The 19,251-nt window shown below is 61.8% G+C and carries 15 protein-coding genes; 11 read left to right on the forward strand and 4 right to left on the reverse strand.

The features are described from left to right. Nucleotides 1–102 precede the first annotated feature (102 nt). Nucleotides 103–624 carry a hypothetical protein gene (locus tag ACE4RL_RS05135; protein WP_375599446.1) on the forward strand — a complete coding sequence of 174 codons (522 nt, stop codon included), beginning with the start codon at nt 103–105 and terminating at the stop codon, nt 622–624. A 74-nt stretch (nt 625–698) separates the two neighbouring features. On the opposite strand, the gene ACE4RL_RS05140 is transcribed toward ACE4RL_RS05135, so the two are convergent. Beyond that, the gene (locus ACE4RL_RS05140; RefSeq protein WP_375599447.1) at nt 699–1,979 is read right to left on the reverse strand and encodes a Gfo/Idh/MocA family protein; all 1,281 of its coding nucleotides are present in this window, start codon (nt 1,977–1,979) and stop codon (nt 699–701) included. A 159-nt stretch (nt 1,980–2,138) separates the two neighbouring features. Here ACE4RL_RS05140 and ACE4RL_RS05145 point away from each other — a divergent pair, with 159 nt between their 5' ends. From ACE4RL_RS05145 to ACE4RL_RS05165, 5 genes are all read left to right on the forward strand, one after another. Next, nucleotides 2,139–2,888 (forward strand): GntR family transcriptional regulator, encoded by a 750-nt coding sequence (locus tag ACE4RL_RS05145; RefSeq protein ID WP_375599448.1) that lies wholly within the window; start codon nt 2,139–2,141, stop codon nt 2,886–2,888. A gap of 99 nt (nt 2,889–2,987) precedes the next feature. Further along, nucleotides 2,988–3,962 (forward strand): aldo/keto reductase, encoded by a 975-nt coding sequence (locus ACE4RL_RS05150; protein ID WP_375599449.1) that lies wholly within the window; start codon nt 2,988–2,990, stop codon nt 3,960–3,962. Nucleotides 3,963–4,044: 82 nt separating this feature from the next. Further along, the gene (locus ACE4RL_RS05155) at nt 4,045–4,638 is read left to right on the forward strand and encodes a DJ-1/PfpI family protein (RefSeq protein WP_375599450.1); all 594 of its coding nucleotides are present in this window, start codon (nt 4,045–4,047) and stop codon (nt 4,636–4,638) included. Between the two features lie 26 nt (nt 4,639–4,664). Further along, nucleotides 4,665–5,021 carry a ribbon-helix-helix domain-containing protein gene (locus ACE4RL_RS05160; protein WP_375599451.1) on the forward strand — a complete coding sequence of 119 codons (357 nt, stop codon included), beginning with the start codon at nt 4,665–4,667 and terminating at the stop codon, nt 5,019–5,021. A 114-nt stretch (nt 5,022–5,135) separates the two neighbouring features. Beyond that, complete coding sequence (locus ACE4RL_RS05165; RefSeq protein ID WP_375599452.1) at nt 5,136–8,042, forward strand: insulinase family protein; 2,907 nt, start codon at nt 5,136–5,138, stop codon at nt 8,040–8,042. Between the two features lie 83 nt (nt 8,043–8,125). Here the strand turns inward: ACE4RL_RS05165 and ACE4RL_RS05170 are convergent, their stop codons facing one another. Then, complete coding sequence (locus ACE4RL_RS05170) at nt 8,126–9,133, reverse strand: alpha/beta hydrolase (protein ID WP_375599453.1); 1,008 nt, start codon at nt 9,131–9,133, stop codon at nt 8,126–8,128. Between the two features lie 161 nt (nt 9,134–9,294). On the opposite strand from ACE4RL_RS05170, the gene ACE4RL_RS05175 reads away from it, so the two are divergent. Genes ACE4RL_RS05175 through ACE4RL_RS05185 form a run of 3 tightly spaced genes read left to right on the forward strand, consistent with a single transcriptional unit; the run spans nt 9,295 to nt 12,173 of the window. Beyond that, a complete protein-coding gene (locus ACE4RL_RS05175) occupies nt 9,295–10,296 on the forward strand; it encodes a ligase-associated DNA damage response exonuclease (RefSeq protein ID WP_375599454.1) in 1,002 nt (333 codons plus the stop codon). Next, nucleotides 10,293–11,858 carry a cisplatin damage response ATP-dependent DNA ligase gene (locus ACE4RL_RS05180; protein ID WP_375599455.1) on the forward strand — a complete coding sequence of 522 codons (1,566 nt, stop codon included), beginning with the start codon at nt 10,293–10,295 and terminating at the stop codon, nt 11,856–11,858. Before ACE4RL_RS05175 ends, ACE4RL_RS05180 begins: the two co-directional genes overlap by 4 nt. A gap of 3 nt (nt 11,859–11,861) precedes the next feature. Next, a complete protein-coding gene (locus tag ACE4RL_RS05185) occupies nt 11,862–12,173 on the forward strand; it encodes a UvrB/UvrC motif-containing protein (protein WP_375599456.1) in 312 nt (103 codons plus the stop codon). Here ACE4RL_RS05185 and ACE4RL_RS05190 read toward each other — a convergent pair. After that, on the reverse strand, nt 12,170–12,562 hold the full coding sequence (locus ACE4RL_RS05190; protein WP_375599457.1) for a MerR family DNA-binding transcriptional regulator: 393 nt from the start codon (nt 12,560–12,562) through the stop codon (nt 12,170–12,172). The genes ACE4RL_RS05185 and ACE4RL_RS05190 overlap by 4 nt on opposite strands. Then, on the reverse strand, nt 12,559–14,274 hold the full coding sequence (locus ACE4RL_RS05195; protein WP_375599458.1) for a long-chain fatty acid--CoA ligase: 1,716 nt from the start codon (nt 14,272–14,274) through the stop codon (nt 12,559–12,561). The genes ACE4RL_RS05190 and ACE4RL_RS05195 overlap by 4 nt, the downstream gene beginning before the upstream one ends. Before the next feature lie 389 nt (nt 14,275–14,663). Between ACE4RL_RS05195 and ACE4RL_RS05200 the strand changes: the two genes are divergently transcribed. Together ACE4RL_RS05200 and ACE4RL_RS05205 are read left to right on the forward strand one after the other, a co-directional pair. Then, on the forward strand, nt 14,664–17,129 hold the full coding sequence (locus ACE4RL_RS05200) for an acyl-CoA dehydrogenase (protein ID WP_375599459.1): 2,466 nt from the start codon (nt 14,664–14,666) through the stop codon (nt 17,127–17,129). 152 nt (nt 17,130–17,281) lie between these two features. Next, the gene (locus ACE4RL_RS05205) at nt 17,282–19,243 is read left to right on the forward strand and encodes a 3-hydroxyacyl-CoA dehydrogenase NAD-binding domain-containing protein (protein WP_375599460.1); all 1,962 of its coding nucleotides are present in this window, start codon (nt 17,282–17,284) and stop codon (nt 19,241–19,243) included. The last annotated feature ends 8 nt before the right edge of the window (nt 19,244–19,251 follow it).

Genomic DNA, 19,251 nt, shown 5'->3' on the forward strand with positions numbered 1-19,251 from the left:
GGTTGATTCGTAACAATGCCGTCAATTACTGGACATTTTTTACGATGCTGGCCCTAGAGTGCCGGCAAACATGCACGGCATGCGATTTTGGAGGGGTAAGACGTGTCCAATTGGTTGAGAACAGCTTTGGTCACCATCGTTCTGCTGGCAGCAACGCTGACGGCCGGGGTCGCCCAGGCCGGTGTGCGGGAGCTGGACCTGCTCTCCTCCTATATTGGGGACTGGCGCGGTGAGGGTGCGCTGGTCGGCGGCGACCAGCCCGAACCCTTCCGCTGCCGGCTGAGCGTTGCCCAGGGCAATCCGCTCAAGATCAACTATACAGGGCGGTGTAGCCTCGTGAATGCGACGCTCTCGATCAGCGGGACCATCGCCTTTAATGATGAGGCAGGGCGCTATGAAGCGGCCATGAGCTCCAATGCCGGTTATACTGGCCTGGCGATCGGCAGGCAGTCGGGCAGTACGATCAGCTTCGACTTGCGCGAACAGCAGAAAGATCGGGCCGGTGGCGATGTGCGGATCGGTGCTCGCATCATCCTGGTCAATGATCGCATCACGGTGGACTTCGAGGTTGAGTTCAACAATTCGGGCGAAGTGCTGACGGCCTCCGTACCGTTCGACCGGTAGGTTCTTCCGGATTGCATTGGCAATAAAAAAGCCCGGCACATGCCGGGCTTTTTGGGTTTGGTCACGCGCTCGTCCTAGAGCTTCACAAGCGTCTTCACGTCAACCGGCAGGCCCGTTGCAAAGGACTTGTTGGCGGCGATGCCGGTAAGAATCGAGAGCGCGCCATCGCGGTGGTTGGCGCCATAGCCGGGGCGCGGGGTGGCGTTGCCGAAGATTTCCTCGAGCATGATCTTGTCGCCGCCGCCATGGCCACCCTCGCCATGCTGGACCGGAACGACGCGCGGTTCGCCATGCAGCGGGAAGTGGTAGAGCTTGACGCCCTTGGCGGCGCCTTCGGTTTCAGAGCCTGCGCCGGCGTTGATGTAGGAATTCTCGTGCACGGTAAGCTCGAGACGCCCGCCGGTGCCATTGATGGCCACGTTAAAACCTTCCCAGGGGGCGTAGGCATAGAGCGAATAGGTCATCACCGCGTTGTTGCGATAGCGCACCAGGACATTCATGGTGTCCTCGATGGAGATGCCGTCGCCGAACACGTTCTGGTCGCGCTGGTAGCCGTCTTCCTTTTCGCCGTCCCAGTAGAGTCCCTTCTGGACCGGGTTGCTGGTGAGGTCGATGGCGAAGGGATCATCCTTGGCCGCTTCCACGCCGGTGGTGCGGGTATAGGGTGTGAAGACGCCGCGTTCCTCGGCATTGGCCCGGCCGTAGAACTTGAGATCGCCCATGCCGAAGACGGTGTCGGGCTCGGTGCCGAGCCAGAAATTGACCAGGTCGAAATGGTGGGTTGATTTGTGCACCATCAGGCCGCCCGAATTGCGCTTGTCGCGGTGCCAGCGGCGGAAATAGTCGGCGCCGTGGCGAGTGTCGAGCAGCCACTCGAAATGCACCGAGGTGACCTTGCCGATGGCGCCTTCGGCGATCAGTTCGCGCAGAGCCGAATTGTGCGGGGCATAGCGGTAGTTGAAGGTGACACGGACATTTTTGCCGGTGCGCTCGACAGCGTCGAGAATGGCCTGACACTTTTCCGGGTCGGTGGTCATAGGCTTTTCGGTGATGACGTCGCAGCCGGCTTCAAGCGCAGCGATGATGTAGTTGTGGTGGGTGCGGTCGATAGAGGTGACAATGATGGTGTCGGGCTTTTGCTCGGCAATCATCTTGCCGAACTCGGCGGCCTTGTAGGTCGGGACGGCCTGGCCAGAGAGTTCCTCGACCATTACCTTGTTGGTGAAATCCATGCGGACCTGATTGGTGTCGCACAGGGCCAGCAGCCGGGACTGTTCGCGGTGCGGCCCCAGAATGGCCTCGTAGAACATCCGTGCGCGACCTCCGGTCCCCACCAGCGCGTAGGTCTTGGCCATTCGTGTCTCTCCAGTCTCGATACAAATCCGTGCGCCTCCTCCCGGAGCCGCGCGAAACGCATCTACCATACAAGATTGCAGAAATGTACTGTTTCTTTCTACAATTGTTGAACGCGACCTTTCCCAATGGCGGGGGCTCGGCGTTGGGAGCAGATTTCTGTGGAAGACCGTAAACGAGGTGCGCAGCATCAGGCCGATCCGTCACAAGGTCTGGCATCGGAATCACGCCGGCGGGGAGGCAAGGTGGGCGAGGCGCTCGAAGGAACCATCGCATTTCGTGTCGTCAGCGCGCTGCGCGACGATATCGTCAGCATGGCGCTCAAGCCTGGGGATGTGATCTCGGAAAGCGACATTGCGGGGCGCTATGGCGTGTCGCGACAGCCAGTGCGTGAGGCATTCATCCGGTTGGCCCAGCAAGGGCTGCTGCTGATCCGCCCCAAGCGCGCGACGGTAGTGAAGAAAATCTCGCCCGATGGTGTGCGGCAGAGCCGCTTCATCCGCGAAAGCATCGAGGTGGAGATCATCCGTCGCGTGGCGGCCAATCCCACACCTGAAACCGCACAGGTGCTGACGGACCTCATTGCCGACCAGGAAGCCGCCTCGGCCGCCAATAACAGCCGCCGCTTCCACCAACTCGACGAGTTGTTCCACCGCACATTGGCCCGTCTGGCTGGGGTGGAATATGCCTGGCAGCTGATTGACGACCACAAGATGCAGTTGGACCGGGTGCGCTATTTGACGCTCGGCGTCTCCTCCAGCCAGCGCGCCATTGCCGAGCACAAGCAGATTGCGGAGGCTGTCACCCAGGGTGACGTGGCGGGGGCGGAAGCCGCCATGCGCGCCCATCTGGCCCGGGCAGAGGTGCTGCTTAGCCAGACCATCGAGGATTTTCCCGACTATTTCGAATAGTCCTGCGTGCAGGATTGTCGGAACCAGGCCGCGACGCCCTTGTTCTTGACCAGGAGCACCAATAGGTTGCCCGGCGAATGACGGCATAGGGAGACAGGCATGAAAACGCGGCGGCTGGGCAAGACGGGATATGAGGTCAGCGAGATTGGCCTGGGGTGCTGGCAGCTCGGCGGCGATTTTGGGCCGGTGGGCGATGAAACCGCCGACGCGATCCTGACCCATGCGCTCAATGCCGGTATCAGTTTCTGGGATACGGCCGATGTTTATGGCGGCGGGCTGAGCGAAAGCCGCATCGGCACCCATGCCAAGGGGCCAAGTGTGCGGGTTGCCACCAAGCTGGGACGGGGCAGCGGGCTTTATCCCGACGGCTATTCCAAGCAGGCCGTTCGCGACAGCCTGGTTGGCTCGGCCAAGCGGCTGGGCGTGGACACGCTGGACCTGGCCCAGCTCCATTGCGTGCCCACCGAGGTGTTGCGCGAGGGCTCGATTTTCGGCTGGATGGACGAGTTGCAGGCCGAGGGGCTGGTGCGCCACTGGGGCGCGAGTGTCGAGACCATCGAAGAGGGCATGATCTGCCTGGATCAGCCCGGTTGCGCCACGCTGCAGATCATTTTCAACCTGTTCCGCCAGGATGCGGCCAAGGAATTGCTCCCGCGCGCAGCGGAGGAAGATGTCGGCATCATTGTGCGTCTGCCTCTGGCCAGCGGTCTGCTGAGCGGCAAGTTCGACAAGAACACCCAGTTCGAACCGAGCGATCATCGTCACTACAATCGCGATGGGGCGGCGTTCTCGGTGGGCGAGACCTTTGCGGGCATTCCGTTCGAACGCGGGGTCGAACTGGTGCAGGCGCTCAAGGGATATGCGCCGGACGGCCTGCCGATGAGCCAGTTCGCTCTGCGCTGGATCCTTGATCATCCCGAGGTTTCGACGGTGATCGCCGGGGTGTCCAAGCCCGAGCAGATCGCGGACAATGTGGCCGCTTCGGACCGCAAGAGCCTGTTCCCCGCGCTGCTCAAGCAGCTCCGGGAGTGGTACGAAAGCGATGTGAAGCCGGAAATTCGGGGCGAGGTGTAATTGGGCGGCGTAGTAGCGGCTTAATACCACTGGCTGGCAGAGCTGATCTATCCTGCTTCCGCGAACTTGGGAGGAGAACAAGATGAGCGCAAAGATCCTGATGGTCACCGGTGACTACACCGAGGATTACGAGACGATGGTGCCGTTTCAGGCGCTGCTCGCCTGCGGGCATGAGGTGCATGCGGTCTGCCCTGGCAAGAAAGCCGGCGAGCAGGTCGCTACCTCGATCCACGACTTTGAAGGCGCTCAGACCTATTCGGAAAAGCGCGGTCATAATTTCACGCTGAACGCCAGCTTTGAGGATATCGAGCCTGCTGCCTATGACGCGCTGGTCGTTCCTGGCGGGCGCGCGCCGGAATATCTCCGGTTGGACGGCAAAGTGCTGGACTTGGTGCGGCATTTCTTTGACGCCAACAAGCCGGTTGCCGCCATCTGTCATGGGGCGCAATTGCTGGCGGCGGCCGGCGTCCTCAAGGGCCGTCAATGCTCGGCCTATCCAGCCTGCCGACCGGAAGTCGAGCTAGCAGGCGGACATTATGCCGACATAGCGATTGACGGGGCGGTCACCGATGGCAATCTGGTGACGGCACCCGCCTGGCCGGCTCATCCGGCCTGGCTCAAGCAGTTCATGGCCGTGCTGGCCGCGCAGGCCGAGAGCGTGGACAAGGCTGCCTGATCGGCGCGGACCGCAGGAGACAGCAAATGTGCGAACTCTTCATCAAGGCGGATGCCCGGCTATGGGAATCGACGACGCGCTCATTGCGGATCGACGGCATGGTGACCAGCATCAGGCTGGAGAACTTCTTCTGGGGCAAGCTTGAGGAGATCGCGCAGCGTGACGCGATGAATGTGGTGCAGCTGATTACCCGGCTGCACCACGAATCCATCGATGCCGGGCACGATCTGGGCAATTTCACCTCGTTCCTCAGAGTGTGCTGCGCTCGCTATCTCGATCTGCAGCTTTCCGGTGATATTCCCAGCGATGCCGGTCAGCCGATCGCTACGTTGAACGCCCCAGGCATCCTGGCGCGTGAGCGAGAGCGCAAGCGGATTCACTGAAAATTGCCGATCGATGAAGCGTGAGCCGGGGTGATTGTTTCAAGCACCCCTAGCGTTGGCCCTCTGGCGTGCCTAGGTTGACCCCATCAACCAGAAGCATTGTCGAGAGTATCCATGTCCCATCCCGCCTTCGAGCTTGTCCGCGACGAGACCATTGCCGAGATCAAATCCCAGGCAAAACTCTATCGGCACAAGAAAACCGGGGCGGAGGTGCTGAGCCTGGTCAATGAGGACGAGAACAAGGTTTTTGGCATGACCTTCAAGACGCCGCCGGAGGATTCGACCGGTATAGCGCATATCCTTGAGCATTCGGTGTTGTGCGGGAGCCGGAAATACCCGGTCAAGAAGCCGTTCGTGGAGCTGCTCAAGGGGTCGATGCACACCTTTCTCAACGCCATGACCTTTCCCGATAAGACCGCCTATCCGGTGGCCAGCCAAAACCTGAAGGACTTCTACAATCTGGTCGATGTGTACCTGGACGCGGTGCTGTTTCCGCTGATTACCGAGGACACGTTCAGCCAAGAAGGCTGGCACTATGAGCTGGAAAGCCTGGATGCGCCGCTGGTCTACAAGGGCGTTGTCTTCAACGAAATGAAGGGGGTCTATTCCTCGCCGGATTCGGTGATGCACACCCAGACCCAGGCGGCGCTCTACCCCGACACCACCTATGGCAAGAGTTCGGGCGGTGATCCCCGGGTTATCCCAGAGCTGACCTATGAGCAGTTCAAGCGGTTCCACCAGACCTACTACCATCCGTCCAATGCGCGGGTGGTGTTTTCGGGCGATGACGCGCCGGACAGGCGCCTCGAAATCCTGGATGCCTATTTCACCCAGTTCGACCGGCTCGATGTGGATGCCGAGGTGAAGTTGCAGCCGCGCTGGAATGCACCGCGCAAGGTTACGGGCACCTATGCAGGCACCATCGATCCGGAAAAGCGCCGCGATGGCATGGTGTCTGTCAGTTGGATGCTTGATCCGCCCGAGAGCCGCGAGGAGACACTGAGCCACGGCATGCTGAGCTATCTGCTGGCTGGCAATTCGGCGGCGCCACTGCGCAAGAAGCTCAACGAAAGCGGGCTGGGCGAGGGGGTGATCGGGGGCGGCATTTCCTCCTATCTCCGCCAGCCCATGGGCGGGTTCGGCCTCAAGGGGATCGATCCGGCCGATGCCGAAAAGGTCGAGCAACTGGTGCTTGAGACGCTGGCGGAACTGGCCGAGACGGGCTTTTCCGAGGAGCAGCGCGAAGCGGCGATCAACACGTTCGAGTTCAATCTGCGCGAGCAGAACACCGGCTCCTATCCGCGTGGCATGACCTATATGTTCACTGCGCTGGGCGGCTGGCTGCATGGCGGGGACCCGCTGTCTCCGCTCGTTTATGAAGAGGCGCTCACCGCTCTGAAGGACAAGGCAGCCAATGGGCATTTCGAAAAGGAAATCCGCCGGCTGTTCCTGGACAATCCGCACCGTGTCACCTCGGTAATCGAGGCGGACCCCGAACAGGGCGCGCGCGAGGCTAGGGTGGAAGCGGAGAGGCTGGCGGCGGTCCGGGCCGGGCTCAGCCAGAGCGAACTGGCCGATGTGCTGGCGCGCACCGAACGGCTGAAGGCCCTTCAGGACAGCGTCGACAATCCAGAGGATTTGGCCAAGATCCCGACGCTGACCCTCAGCGATCTCGACCGCGAGATTCGCACCGTGCCAACGCAGGAGACCAGCATTGGCGGGGTCCGGGCCCTCCATCACGACCTGCCGACGCTGGGGATCTTGTATCTCGATCTTGGGTTTGACCTGCACGTGCTGGACAAGGCCGATCTGCCCTATCTGCCGCTGTTCAGCCGCGCGCTGCTGCAAACCGGAACCAGCAAGGAAGATTTCGTCTCGCTGACCCAGCGCATTGGCCGTACCACCGGTGGCATTGCCCAGCATCGGGGACTAGCCACCAAGCAGGATGGCTCGGGGACGGCCGCCTGGTTGTTTGTCTCGGGCAAGTCGGTGGCCGACAAGTTCGGCGACATGCTCGATATCATGGGCGACGTGCTGCTCGATGCTGATCTGGGCAACAGGGCGCGCTTCAAACAGATGGCCCTGGAAGAAAAGGCGGGGTTTGAGGCCCGGCTGGTGCCCAGTGGCAACGCCATTGTCGACACCCGCATCAAGGCGGGGCTGACCGAGGCGGGCTGGATTGCCGAACAGATGAGCGGGATCAGCTATCTCGAGTTTCTCAAGGGGCTGGTCAAACGTGTCGACAGCGATTGGGACAGCGTAGCGGCCCAGCTCTTTGCTATCCGCGACAAGCTGTTCAATCGCGGCCGCATGATTATCAATGTGACGGCGGATGCAGACCTCTGGACCAATGCAAAAGCGGCGCTGGAGGGATTTGTCGACGGATTGCCGGCCCGCGCGCTTGCGAATGCGGACTGGAACAATAGCTTTGCGCCGAAAAACGAGGGTCTCGTTATCCCGGCGCAGGTCAATTATGTCGGCAAGGGCGCCAATCTCAAGGCGCTCGGTGTCGAGCTCTCGGCGGCATCTTCGGTGGCGCTGCGGCTGCTCAACACCACCTATCTGTGGGACAAGGTTCGCGTTCAGGGTGGCGCCTATGGCGGGTCGGGCCGGTTCGATCTCTCTTCAGGCAATTTCGCCTTTCTCAGCTATCGCGATCCGAACCTTCTCAAGACGCTGGACGCCTATGATGGTGCAGCCAAGGCGCTTCGGGCAGATATCGGTGAGACCGATCTGGTGCGCTCGGTAATTGGCGTCGTCGGTGACCTTGATCGGCCTGAGTTCCCCGATGCCAAGGGGTATTCGGCCATGTGGCGCATTCTCAATGGGACGAGCGATGCATTGCGCCAGCAGCGGCGCGACGAGATCCTCTCGGCCAGCCGGGCCGACTTCCTGGCCTTGGCCGATGCCATCGACCTGGTGGCCGAAAAGGGGCACGTCGTGGTGCTGGGTGGTGAGGCGGCGATCACCACCGCCAATGAGAAGAAGCCGGGATTACTTGAGGTCAGCAAGGTGGTGTGAGGCCCGATAGTGGTTAGCGGTTCGTGCGCCTCCCTCCCCCTCAAGGGGAGGGAGAGGAAAGAGCCGGAACCTGCAAGCAAAACCTACTGGCTCAGCACCTCTGCCAGGTAGGGCAGGCTGACATCCATGCGGTAGTCGACGCCCGAATGGTTGTCGGGGAATTCCTCGTAGCGGTGGGCGATGCCGCGCTGGTCGAGCGCCTTGTGGATGCGGCGGGTGCCGTAAAGGATGGCGTATTGATCCTCGGTGCCGCAATCGAGGAAGAAGCCCTTCAATTTGCCGATGGCGTCAGCATGGGACTTGACCATGAGTGCCGGGTCCCAGGCGAGCCAGTTTTCCCAGCGCTCGGGAATGATCTCGCAGGTGTCGAGCGTCACCGGCAGCCGCAGCCCGAGAAAAGCATCGGGGTCAGGATCGAAGCTGGCGGCCTGGCAGAGGAACATCAGGGTCATGGTGTCCTTGCCATCGAGCTTGGGCTTGGCCTCAAACGCCTTCATCCACTCTTCGATCGAATTGTCCTTCTTGGCCAGGGCCATGAGGACATCGGGGAAACCGGCGAGGTAGAGGTGCTCAAAGCCGGCATCGCCGGAATGGCTCGCCGCGGCGGCCCAGACGTCCGGATGGCGCATGGCGTGCACGAGGCTCCCGAAGCCCCCCGATGATTTTCCGAACACGCCGCGCCGTCCGGTGCCGCCGCAGGAGAATTTTTTCTCGACGGCTGGCAGCATCTCCTCGATCAGGAAATCCTCATAGTTTCCCATGACGGGGCTGTTCACATACTGATTGCCGCCCAGGCGCGTGAAGCAATCGGGGAAGGCAACCACCACCGGCGCCATCTTGCCCTCGCCGATCAGCCGGTCGAGGCGTTCGGGGACGTTTTCGGTAAAGGCCTTCCAGGCGGTATGGGCCGGACCGCCTGCGGTGTAACCGACCAGATCCACCAGCAGGGGCAGGCCCTCGCCGTCATGACCGGCGGGCACATAGACATCGACGATGCGTGTCGTGTCATCGCCGAGCTGGTTATTGGCCAGAGCCTTGCTCTCGACGGTCAGGCGATGGATGGTGCCGGGGGCGTGGGTGGTTTTGCGCATGTCTGGCTCCTCATTTTCATCCGGTCTGAAACAATGCGGTCGGGAAGGCAAGGCCGGATCTTGGTCCGGGCACCATGCTGACACGGGCTGGCGCCGGCAGAGTGCAAAAGTGGCGGTGATGGCGTGAACCGGGTCTCGCATCGCTGCGTTTTGGTAGAACCATGAGCTTCATCCTCGACCGTGATCTCTATGTGCCCGCCATTGACGCCTGGATTGATCCGGTCGCGCCGAAGCCGCGCGCCATCATTACCCACGGCCACGCCGATCACGCTCGGTCCGGACATGGCGCGGTGCTGGCTACGCCGGAAACCATTGCGATCATGCAGGTGCGCTATGGCGAGGATAGTGCAGGTCGTTTCGAGGCGCTGCGTTTCGGCGAGGTGCTGAGCATAGAAGGAGCCAAGGTGAGCCTTCATCCTGCCGGGCATATATTGGGTTCGGCGCAGGTGAGAATCGAGGCCGAAGGCCAGCGGGCGCTAGTGACGGGCGACTATAAGCGCCTGCCGGACAGAACAGCCGAGCCCTATGAACCGGTGGCATGTGACCTGCTGGTGACCGAGGCAACATTTGGATTGCCGGTATTTCAGCATCCGCACCCTATGGACGAAATCGCGCGGCTGCTGAAATCGGTGGCCGATCAGCCCGAGCGTTGTCATCTGGTGGGGTGCTATGCTTTGGGCAAAGCGCAGCGGGTGATTGCGCTGTTGCGCGATGCAGGCTGGAACCGGCCAATTTACCTGCATGGTGCGATGATCGAGCTGTGCGCGCTCTATGAGGAGCTGGGCGTGCCCCTGGGTGAGTTGTTGCCAGCCACCGGCATGCCCAAAGCTGCCATGGCCGGGCAGATCGTCATCGCGCCGCCCTCGGCCATTCGCGATCGCTGGAGCCGGCGTTTCCCCGATCCGGTGGTGTGCCAGGCCTCTGGCTGGATGAGCATCAAGCAGCGCGCCCGGCAGGCGCTGGTCGAACTGCCGCTGGTGATCTCGGATCATTGCGACTGGGGCGAACTCAATACGTCCATCCTTGAGAGCGGCGCGGAAACGGTCTGGGTGACGCATGGCCGCGAGGATGCGCTGGTCTATTGGTGCCGCCAGCAGGGCCTTGCGGCCGAACCGCTGGCCCTGCCGGGGCTGGATGATGATGGCGGAGAGGGCGGCGCATGAAGCGTTTTGCGGAATTGCTCGAACTCCTGGCGCTCACCCCCTCGCGCACGCGCAAAATTGTGGCACTGGGGCAGTATTTTGCCGAGGTGCCGGACCCCGATCGCGGGCTGGCGCTGGCCGTGCTGACCGGGGAACTCGACATTGCCAATGTCAAGCCGGCCCTGCTCAAGCAGACCGTTCTGGCCGAAGTCGACGAGACGCTGTTTGCGCTCTGCTATGACTATGTGGGGGATCTGGGAGAAACCATTGCGCTGATCTGGCCGCATCACGGCGAGGGGGAACTGCCGCGTCTGAACGTGCTGGTAGAGCTGCTCAACACCACCAGCAAGGCGGACCTGCCCAGGGTGATCGGTGGGCTTTTGTCGCAGGCAGCGATCCATGAGCGCTGGGCGCTGATCAAACTGGCGACGGGTGCGCTGCGGATCGGCGTTTCGGCGCGGCTCGCCAAGACGGCGCTGGCGGAGATGAGCGGGGTGGAGCTGCAGGCCATCGAGGAGGTCTGGCATGGATTGAAGCCGCCCTATGCCGAGTTGTTCGCCTGGCTGGAGGGCAGGGCCGGGCGGCCGGAGGTCGATCATACGGCGCGGTTTCATCCGCTCATGCTCTCGACCCCGATCGAGGAGAGCGACTTCGACAAGCTCGATCCGCGCGATTTTGCCGCTGAATGGAAATGGGACGGTATTCGCGTGCAATTGGTGTTGGGCCGGGACAGCGCATCGCTATTTTCGCGCACGGGCGATGATATCGCGCGGAGCTTTCCCGATGTCGTCGAGGCGGCCATGGGCCATGCCGTACTGGATGGCGAATTGCTGGTCGGGCATGAGTTCCAGCCAGCGAGTTTCAATGACCTGCAGCAAAGGCTCAACCGGAAGGTGGCCCAGGGCAAGCAGATGGCCGAGCTGCCCGGCTTCGTGCGGGTCTATGACATGCTGTTCGATGGCGACGAAGACATCAGGGCGCTGGGCTGGGAGGCGCGGCGGCAACGGCTTGAGGCCTGGTTCCACCGGAATCCGCAGACCCGGCTGGATTTGTCTGAAGTGCTGGAGTTCAGCGCATGGGATGACGTCGCCAGGCTGCGCCGGCAAGGCGCAGATGAGCACGGTCATGAAGGGGTGATGCTCAAGCTGCGCACGGCGCCCTATGTGCCAGGGCGGCCCAAGGGGTTCTGGTTCAAGTGGAAGCGCGATCCCAATGTGGTCGATGCCGTGCTGATGTATGCTCAGCGCGGGCACGGCAAGCGCAGCTCGTTCTATTCCGACTACACATTCGGGGTCTGGAAGGGGAACGAGATCGTGCCCATCGGCAAAGCCTATTTCGGCTTCACCGATGAGGAATTAAAGCAGCTCGACCGCTGGATCCGTGCCAATAGCGTGGGGGCGTTCGGACCGGTGCGCGAGGTGAAAAAGGAACTGGTGTTCGAGGTGGCCTTCGACAGCGCGCAGAAGAGCACGCGCCATAAATCGGGTGTTGCCCTGAGATTTCCGCGCATCAACCGGATACGTTGGGACAAGCCCGCCAGTGAGGCGGCACGGCTTGAAGACATGGACGTGTTTGTGGGGTGAGCGATGTCATCGCGGACCAATCATCAGCGCCTGATGGCGCTGGAAAAGCAGATGGAGCAGGCAGCCGCTGACTTCGATTTCGAAACGGCTGCGGCACTGCGCGACGAGATCGCCCGGCTCAGGGGCGAACACGGTGCGGCGACCACAGTGGTCGATGAGAGCGGCGAGGCGGTCAGCGTGATCGTCGGACAGGCGCCACCGGGACAGATTGGACTGGGATCCAATGCGCCGCTCAGGCAGCCGCCCAAGGGCTGGACCAAGCCGAAAAAGCCGAACCTGATGACAAAGAACCACAAGGGCCGTGGCGAGCCCTAGCCCGCCTTTTGCAGCCGCTCCTGAGTGAGTTGCTTGATTTCGCGCAGTTCGCGGATCGTGGTTTCGAGATCGTCGCGCTGGCGCTCAAGCAGGGCGAGGCGCTCATCGACCTTTTCAGCAAGCAGGCTCACCTGCTGAGTGCGATCGGCATCATAGAGGCTGAGATAGTCGGATATATCCCTCAGGGTGAAGCCCAGGCGCTTGCCGCGCAGGATGAGAATGAGCCGGGCGCGGTCGCGTTTCCTGAAGATGCGGGTGGCTCCGACACGTTCGGGCGAGAGCAGGCCCTTGGATTCATAGAACCGGATGGCCCGGGTCGAGATGCCGAACTCGCGGGCGAGTTCGGCAATGGCAAAAAGCTCCTGACCTTCGGGGGGCGTGCTGGTCACGAGTTTCCGGCTTTCATCTGGGCATATTCCTCCCGCAGCTCTTTCTTGGAGAGCTTGCCGATCAGGGTCTTGGGCAGGGCATCCTTGAAGATGATTTGCCGGGGCATTTCAATCTTGTTGAGCTTGCCGGACAGGAAGGACTTCAATTCCGATTCAGTGACCGAGTGACCGTCCTTCAGTTTGACAAAAGCTACAGGCGCTTCGCCGCGATATTCGTCCGGGACGCCGATGACGTTAACCTCTTCGACGGCCTCATGGGTCATCGCCGCCTCCTCGATAGTGCGCGGATAGACGTTGAAGCCCGAGCAAATGATCAGGTCCTTGATGCGGTCGACGAGGAACACGTAGCCGTCTTCATCCATGTGACCGACATCGCCGGTGCGCAGCCAGCCATCCATAAAGGCATCCTTGCTGGCCTCCGGGTTTTCATAGTAGCCGGCCATGACCTGCGGACCCTTGACCTGCAATTCACCGTTTTCGCCGATGCGGGCAACCTTGCCCGTGTCCACATCGACAAAGCGGATATCGGTGCCGGGCAGGGGCAGGCCGATCGACATGGGCTTGGACGGTACGCGGAGCGCGGCGCAGCAGACAACCGGCGAGGCTTCGGTCAGGCCATAGCCTTCGGCCAGCAGGGCCTTGGACTTTTTGGAAAAGGCGTGGCGCACCTCGTCGGGCAGGGCGGCACCGCCGGAGATGGCAACCTCCAGGGATTCGATATCTGCCTGGCTGACCTTTTCCGCGCGCGCCAGCGCACTGAGCAAGGTCGGTACCGCGGGCAGCACATTGGCCTTGGTCCGGGCGAAGACACCAAGCAGGGCCTTGAGTTCGAACCGCGGCAGCATGATCACCGGCGTGCCATTGCACAGCGGCACGTTCATGCAGACCGTCATGGCGAAGATGTGAAAAAATGGCAGAACGGCGATGACCTTGGAGGGCGGGTAAAACAGGCCGCATCCCCATTTGTCGATCTGACTCATATTGGCGGCAATATTGGCATGGGACAGCAGTGCGCCCTTGGGAATGCCGGTTGTGCCGCCGGTATATTGCTGCACGGCAATGTCCTTGGCCGGATCGATGGTGACCGGCGATGGACTGTCCTTGCGTGCCAGCATGGCCTGGAAGCCGGTGACGGCATTCGCCTGGGGCGAGTGATCAAGCCTGGTCAGATCCTTGCGCTTGACCACGGAGAACAGGATTTTCTTGACCAGCGGCAGGGCATCGGGGAAGTGCGCCACAATCAGTTTCCTGACATGACCGGCGGCAACAAGCGCTTCGGCCTTTTCGAAGATCTGCTGCAGGTCCAGCGTGACCATGATGTCGGCGCCGGCATTGGCGGTGATGTGCCCCAACTCATCGACCGTATAGAGCGGGTTGCAGTTGACTACGGTGCCACCAGCGCGCAAAACGCCATAATAGGCAATGGGATAGAAGGGCGTGTTGGGCAGCATAAGGGCCACCCGGGTGCCCTTGGTGACGCCAAACTGGCTCTGCAGCGCCCCGGCGAAGGCAATGATCTTCTCGGCGAGTTCACCGAACCGCGTGGTGCCCCCCAAAAAATCCAGAGCGACACTGTCCGGGTTCCTGGCGCAGGCGGCCAGGACCTGTTCATGCACCGGCGTGGTGTCGATTGCGTCGTCCCAGACGATGCCTTCGGGGTAGCTGGCGATCCAAGGGCGAAGGCCCTCATTGCTCGCGGCTGGTGTGTCCATATCTGTCTCCTCCCAATGCCTAAGCGGCAAACGGGCTTCCCACATTTCGGATGCATTGAGCTCTTGGCGCCCCGGCGCTTTATCGGCGCCGCTTTCGTCATCCTGCGGAAACTATTCCACTTGTTTACGTTAGCGTCAATTGAGTGCCCGAGTATGTGAAGAACCAAGTGAACGAAACCGTCTTTCCTCGACCGGCAGCAAACCTATCCGGCATCTAGTTGACGTATGCGTCAATCTGGATAAACTGTCTTCAACAATTCCCCTCTGCGGCGCTAAGCTGCGCGTGCAGGCGAGGGGACGGATCGAGACGTTCGTGGCGGTCCGGCATGTGGTTGAAAGCGACGTCGTTCGGGAGCGCCGGCCAACGTCGCGTGAGGAGGATGTGGGCGATGACCTTGTTGCTGTTGGCAATCAGTCTGGTTGCGTTTGGTGCTCTGGCCATGCGGGAAAGCCCGCTCTGGCAGTGGGGAGCGGCCTTTGTTCTCATTGGCCTGGCCTCCGGGCTCGATTTCACGCAGACCGGTGCAATCTATGGTTTGGGCTGGTTTCCCTGGGTGCTGATCGTCTTTGGTGCCGTCTTGCTGGCGCTCTCGGTCAAGCCGATCCGCATGGCTGTGCTCACCAGACCGATTTACGGCGCCGTCAAATCCATTCTGCCAAAGGTCAGCCGTACCGAGCAGGAAGCGCTCGATGCCGGCACCGTGGGCTGGGACGCCGAGCTGTTCTCCGGGCGCCCGGACTGGAACAAGCTGACCGGCATTCGGCCGCTCACCCTGAGCGATGAGGAACAGGCTTTTCTCGATGGGCCCACCGAAACCGCCTGCAAGATGATTGACGATTGGGACATCCGGCACAATCGCGCGGACCTGTCGCCCGAACTCTGGGAGTTTCTGAAATCCAAGGGGTTCCTGGGCATGTTGATTGCCAAGGAGCATGGGGGCTTGGGCTTTTCGGCTCAGGCTCAGTCGATGATCGTCTCCAAGATTGCCAGCCGCTCGGTGGCCGCGGGCATCACGGTCATGGTGCCCAACTCGCTCGGGCCCGGCGAGCTGCTCGAAAAATACGGCACGCCTGAGCAGAAGGAGCAATATCTCCATCGCCTGGCCGATGGCCGCGAGGTGCCCTGCTTTGCTCTGACGGGTGTGCATTCTGGTTCCGATGCCGGCGGCATGCGCGATATTGGCGTGGTGACCAAGGGCATGCACAACGGGCAGGAAGTGCTCGGCGTGCGTTTGAGCTTCGACAAGCGCTACATCACTCTGGCGCCCGTCGCGACGCTGGTGGGGCTCGCTTTCATTCTCAAGGATCCAGACAATCTGTTGGGCCGTGGCCAGGAGATCGGCATTACCCTGGCACTGATCCCGCATGATCATCCGGGCCTGGATATCGGCCGTCGCCACTATCCGGCGCGGCAGGCTTTCATGAATGGTCCTGTGCGCGGCAAGGACATGTTCATCCCCATGGACTTCCTGATCGGCGGCACCGACTATGCCGGGCAGGGCTGGCGCATGCTGATGGAGTGTCTCTCGACCGGGCGCGCGATTTCGCTACCCGCCATCGGCACGACTTCGATCAAGCAGACGCTGCGCGCCACCTCGGCCTATGCGCGGGTGCGCCGCCAGTTTGGTATCCCGGTGGGTACCATGGAGGGCGTCGCCGAACCGCTCGGCGAAATGGTCAAGCGCGCCTATATGTTTGAAGCCACGCGCCGGCTCACCGCCTCCATGGTAGATGAAGGCCAGCGCCCGGCGGTGATCGCGGGCCTGCTCAAATACACCACCACCGAAGCCATGCGCGACAGCATGGACAACGCCTTCGACATCCAGGGTGGCCGCGCCATTCAGGACGGGCCGGGCAATTACCTGTTTGGCGCCTATCAGGCGCTGCCGGTGGCCATCACTGTGGAAGGGGCGAACATCCTCACCCGCACGCTGATGACCTTTGCGCAAGGTGTGCTGCGCGCCCATCCGTACCTGCTCAAGGAAATTCAGGCCGCGCAGAACAAGGACAAAAAAGCCGGGCTCGAGGCGTTCGATGCGGCCTTTGGTGGCCATACCGGCTTCATGCTGCGCAATATCGTGGCGAGCTTCCTGCACGGCCTGACCAATGGCGCCTTCGCCTCCTCGCCCAACGAAGGATCGATGGCCAAGTGGTACCGCCGCCTGCATCGCTATAGTCAGGACTTTGCCCTGGTGGCCGACTGGACCACGGTGGTGCTGGGCGGTGCGCTCAAGCGCAAGCAGAAGATATCGGGCCGCATGGCCGATATTCTGGGCGACCTCTACCTGATGTCCGCGACGCTCAAGCGCTTCGAGGAAGAAGGCGCAATCGCCGAGGACAAGGAACTGGTCGAAGCCATCATGGAAGACCGGATCGCTGCGCTTGAAGCGACCTTTGCCGAAGTCTTCGCCAACTTCCCCAATCCGGTGTTTGCCTGGGCCATGCGCATTCTCTGCTTCCCGTTGGGGCGGCATGCCAAGCCGGCTTCGGACCGCGTCAATTACCGCGTCGTGCGCTCGGTGCTGCGGCCCGGTGCCTTCCGCGACCGGTTGACCACGGGGGTCTATGTTTCGATGGACCCCAATGATGTGACGGGTGTGCTGGAAGACGCGTTCGTGAAGGTGACCGAAGCCGAGGAAATCGAAGCCAAGTTCATCAAGGCCTCGCGCCGAGGCGTCATCGAGCGGCGACTGGATCGCGATGCCATCGCCGATGCGGTGGCGGCGGGCGTCCTCAATGACAACGAAGCGGGCATCATGCGCGCGGCCGACGAAGCCACCAACAGGGCGGTCTATGTCGACGACTTCGAAATGGATGTGCTCAAGGAAACCGCGCCGCGTCAGGCGGCGGAATAGCAGGGAACCGCCCTCGTGCTTCGAGGCTTTGCATTGCAAAGCGCCTCAGCATGGGGACACAGGATAACCCGGTGCTCCCAAAATCCTCATGGTGAGGCGGGAGCAAAGCGACCCTCCAGTTGCGAGGGCGCGGCCACGGAGAACGGAAAACCATGATCGCCCCACAGGCAACCGAGACCAAACACTGGAGCTTCCACACCGATCTCGAAAAGATCGGTTGGCTGACCATCAACACACCGGGAGCCTCGGTCAATACGCTGAGCCGCGAAGCCATCATGGAGCTCGAAACGCTGGTCGCGCGCTTCGAAGATCTGGCCGGTTCGGGCGAACTGGCGGGCGTGGTGCTGCTATCGGGCAAGGATAGCGGCTTTATCGCCGGGGCGGATGTTTCCGAGTTCGACGCGATGAGCGATTTTTCGGTGCTGCCGGAAGCCCTCCGGCGCACCCATGCATTGTTTGCCCGCATCGAAGCGCTGTCCGTACCGTTCGTGGCGGGCATTCACGGCTTCTGCCTCGGCGGCGGTCTCGAGCTGGCCTTGGCCTGCCACTATCGGATTGCCGTCAATGACGACAAGACCCGCATCGGCTTTCCCGAGGTGAACCTGGGCATTTTTCCCGGCTTCGGCGGCACCGGCCGCTCGATCCGCCAGGCGGGGCCGGTCGATGCCATGGGGATCATGTTGACCGGCAAGATGCTGCGGGCGGGAGCTGCGCGCGGTCTCAACCTCGTCGACAAGCTGGTGCGTCACCGCGACCAGCTGCGCTGGGAGGGCCGCAAGGCCGTGCTGACGCGGAAGAAATCGAGCGAGGCGCCGGCGGTCAAAAAGGCGGCTGCCCTGCCACTCGTCCGCGAGGCCATTGCCAACCAGATGCGCAAGCAGGCCGGCAAGAAAGCGCGCAAGGAGCACTACCCGGCCCCCTATGCGCTGATCGACCTGTTCGAAAAGCATGGCAACGATTGGCGCGCCATGATCCGCGGCGAGGTCGATGCCTTCGTGCCGCTGATGGGCTCGCCCACGGCCAGCAATCTCAGGCGTGTGTTCTTCCTCTCTGAAGGCCTGAAGAAGCAGGGCCTGAAAGGCACGAAATTTTCCCGCGTGCATGTCATCGGCGCTGGAGTCATGGGCGGCGATATCGCGGCCTGGTGCGCCTATCGTGGCATGAGCGTGACCCTGCAGGATCTCGATATGGAGCGCATCAAGCCGGCGCTCGACCGGGCCAAAAAGCTGTTCAGCAAGCGCTACAAGAAGAAGCGCGAGGTCGATGCAGCCATGCTGCGCCTCACCGCCGACCCCAAGGGTACCGGTGTGTCGCGCGCCGATGTGATCATCGAGGCGGTGGTGGAAAAGCTCGAGATCAAGCAGAAGATCTTCGCGGGGCTGGAAGACCAGCTCAAGCCCGGGGCAATCCTGGCCACCAACACCTCCTCGATCGAACTGGAACGCATCGCCGAGGCGCTGAAGGATCCCGCCCGGCTGATCGGCCTGCACTTCTTCAATCCGGTGGCGCAGTTGCCGTTGGTGGAGGTGATCCGCTCCAAGTTCAATTCCGAGGAAGAGATCGGCAAGGGTGCCAGTTTTGCACTGGCCATCGGCAAGTCGCCCGTAGTGGTCAAGTCCGCACCCGGCTTCCTCGTCAATCGCGTGCTGATGCCCTATATGCTGGGCGCCGTGGAGCGGGTTGAGAAGGGCGAGAGCAAGGAATTGCTCGATGCGGCCGCCGTTGCCTTCGGCATGCCGATGGGCCCGATCGAGTTGATGGACACGGTGGGGCTCGATGTCGGCAAGTCGGTAGCAACCGAACTGGGCCATGACGTGCCCGCCGACAGCAAGTTTGCCAAACTGATTTCCGAAGGAAAGCTCGGCCGCAAGACCGGCGAAGGCTTCTACAAATGGGAGAAGGGCAAGGCCCAAAAGGGCGAGACGCCTACCCATCCCGATCTGGCGGGGCTGGGCAAGGAATTGGTCAAGCCTCTGGTCGACATGACCGAGGTGGTGGTCGCCGAGGGCGTCGTTGCCTCCCCCGAACTGGCCGATATCGGCGTTATCATGGGCACGGGCTTTGCGCCATTCCTGGGCGGGCCGATGAAGGCTCGTGCCGATGGCCGCGCGTAAGAGGAGAA

Origin of the sequence: Devosia polycyclovorans (assembly GCF_042181575.1) — a bacterium.
GTDB classification, from domain to species: Bacteria; Pseudomonadota; Alphaproteobacteria; order Rhizobiales; family Devosiaceae; genus Devosia; species Devosia polycyclovorans.

Bases quoted from the DNA above. Each gene is read 5' to 3' on its own strand.
- ACE4RL_RS05195 (WP_375599458.1), bottom strand. From the start codon at position 14,274: ATGGACACACCAGCCGCGAGCAATGAGGGCCTTCGCCCTTGGATCGCC.
- ACE4RL_RS05205 (WP_375599460.1), top strand. From the start codon at position 17,282: ATGATCGCCCCACAGGCAACCGAGACCAAACACTGGAGCTTCCACACC.
- ACE4RL_RS05180 (WP_375599455.1), top strand. From the start codon at position 10,293: ATGAAGCGTTTTGCGGAATTGCTCGAACTCCTGGCGCTCACCCCCTCG.
- ACE4RL_RS05160 (WP_375599451.1), top strand. From the start codon at position 4,665: ATGTGCGAACTCTTCATCAAGGCGGATGCCCGGCTATGGGAATCGACG.
- ACE4RL_RS05185 (WP_375599456.1), top strand. From the start codon at position 11,862: ATGTCATCGCGGACCAATCATCAGCGCCTGATGGCGCTGGAAAAGCAG.
- ACE4RL_RS05150 (WP_375599449.1), top strand. From the start codon at position 2,988: ATGAAAACGCGGCGGCTGGGCAAGACGGGATATGAGGTCAGCGAGATT.
- ACE4RL_RS05170 (WP_375599453.1), bottom strand. From the start codon at position 9,133: ATGCGCAAAACCACCCACGCCCCCGGCACCATCCATCGCCTGACCGTC.
- ACE4RL_RS05165 (WP_375599452.1), top strand. From the start codon at position 5,136: ATGTCCCATCCCGCCTTCGAGCTTGTCCGCGACGAGACCATTGCCGAG.
- ACE4RL_RS05140 (WP_375599447.1), bottom strand. From the start codon at position 1,979: ATGGCCAAGACCTACGCGCTGGTGGGGACCGGAGGTCGCGCACGGATG.
- ACE4RL_RS05200 (WP_375599459.1), top strand. From the start codon at position 14,664: ATGACCTTGTTGCTGTTGGCAATCAGTCTGGTTGCGTTTGGTGCTCTG.
- ACE4RL_RS05175 (WP_375599454.1), top strand. From the start codon at position 9,295: ATGAGCTTCATCCTCGACCGTGATCTCTATGTGCCCGCCATTGACGCC.
- ACE4RL_RS05155 (WP_375599450.1), top strand. From the start codon at position 4,045: ATGAGCGCAAAGATCCTGATGGTCACCGGTGACTACACCGAGGATTAC.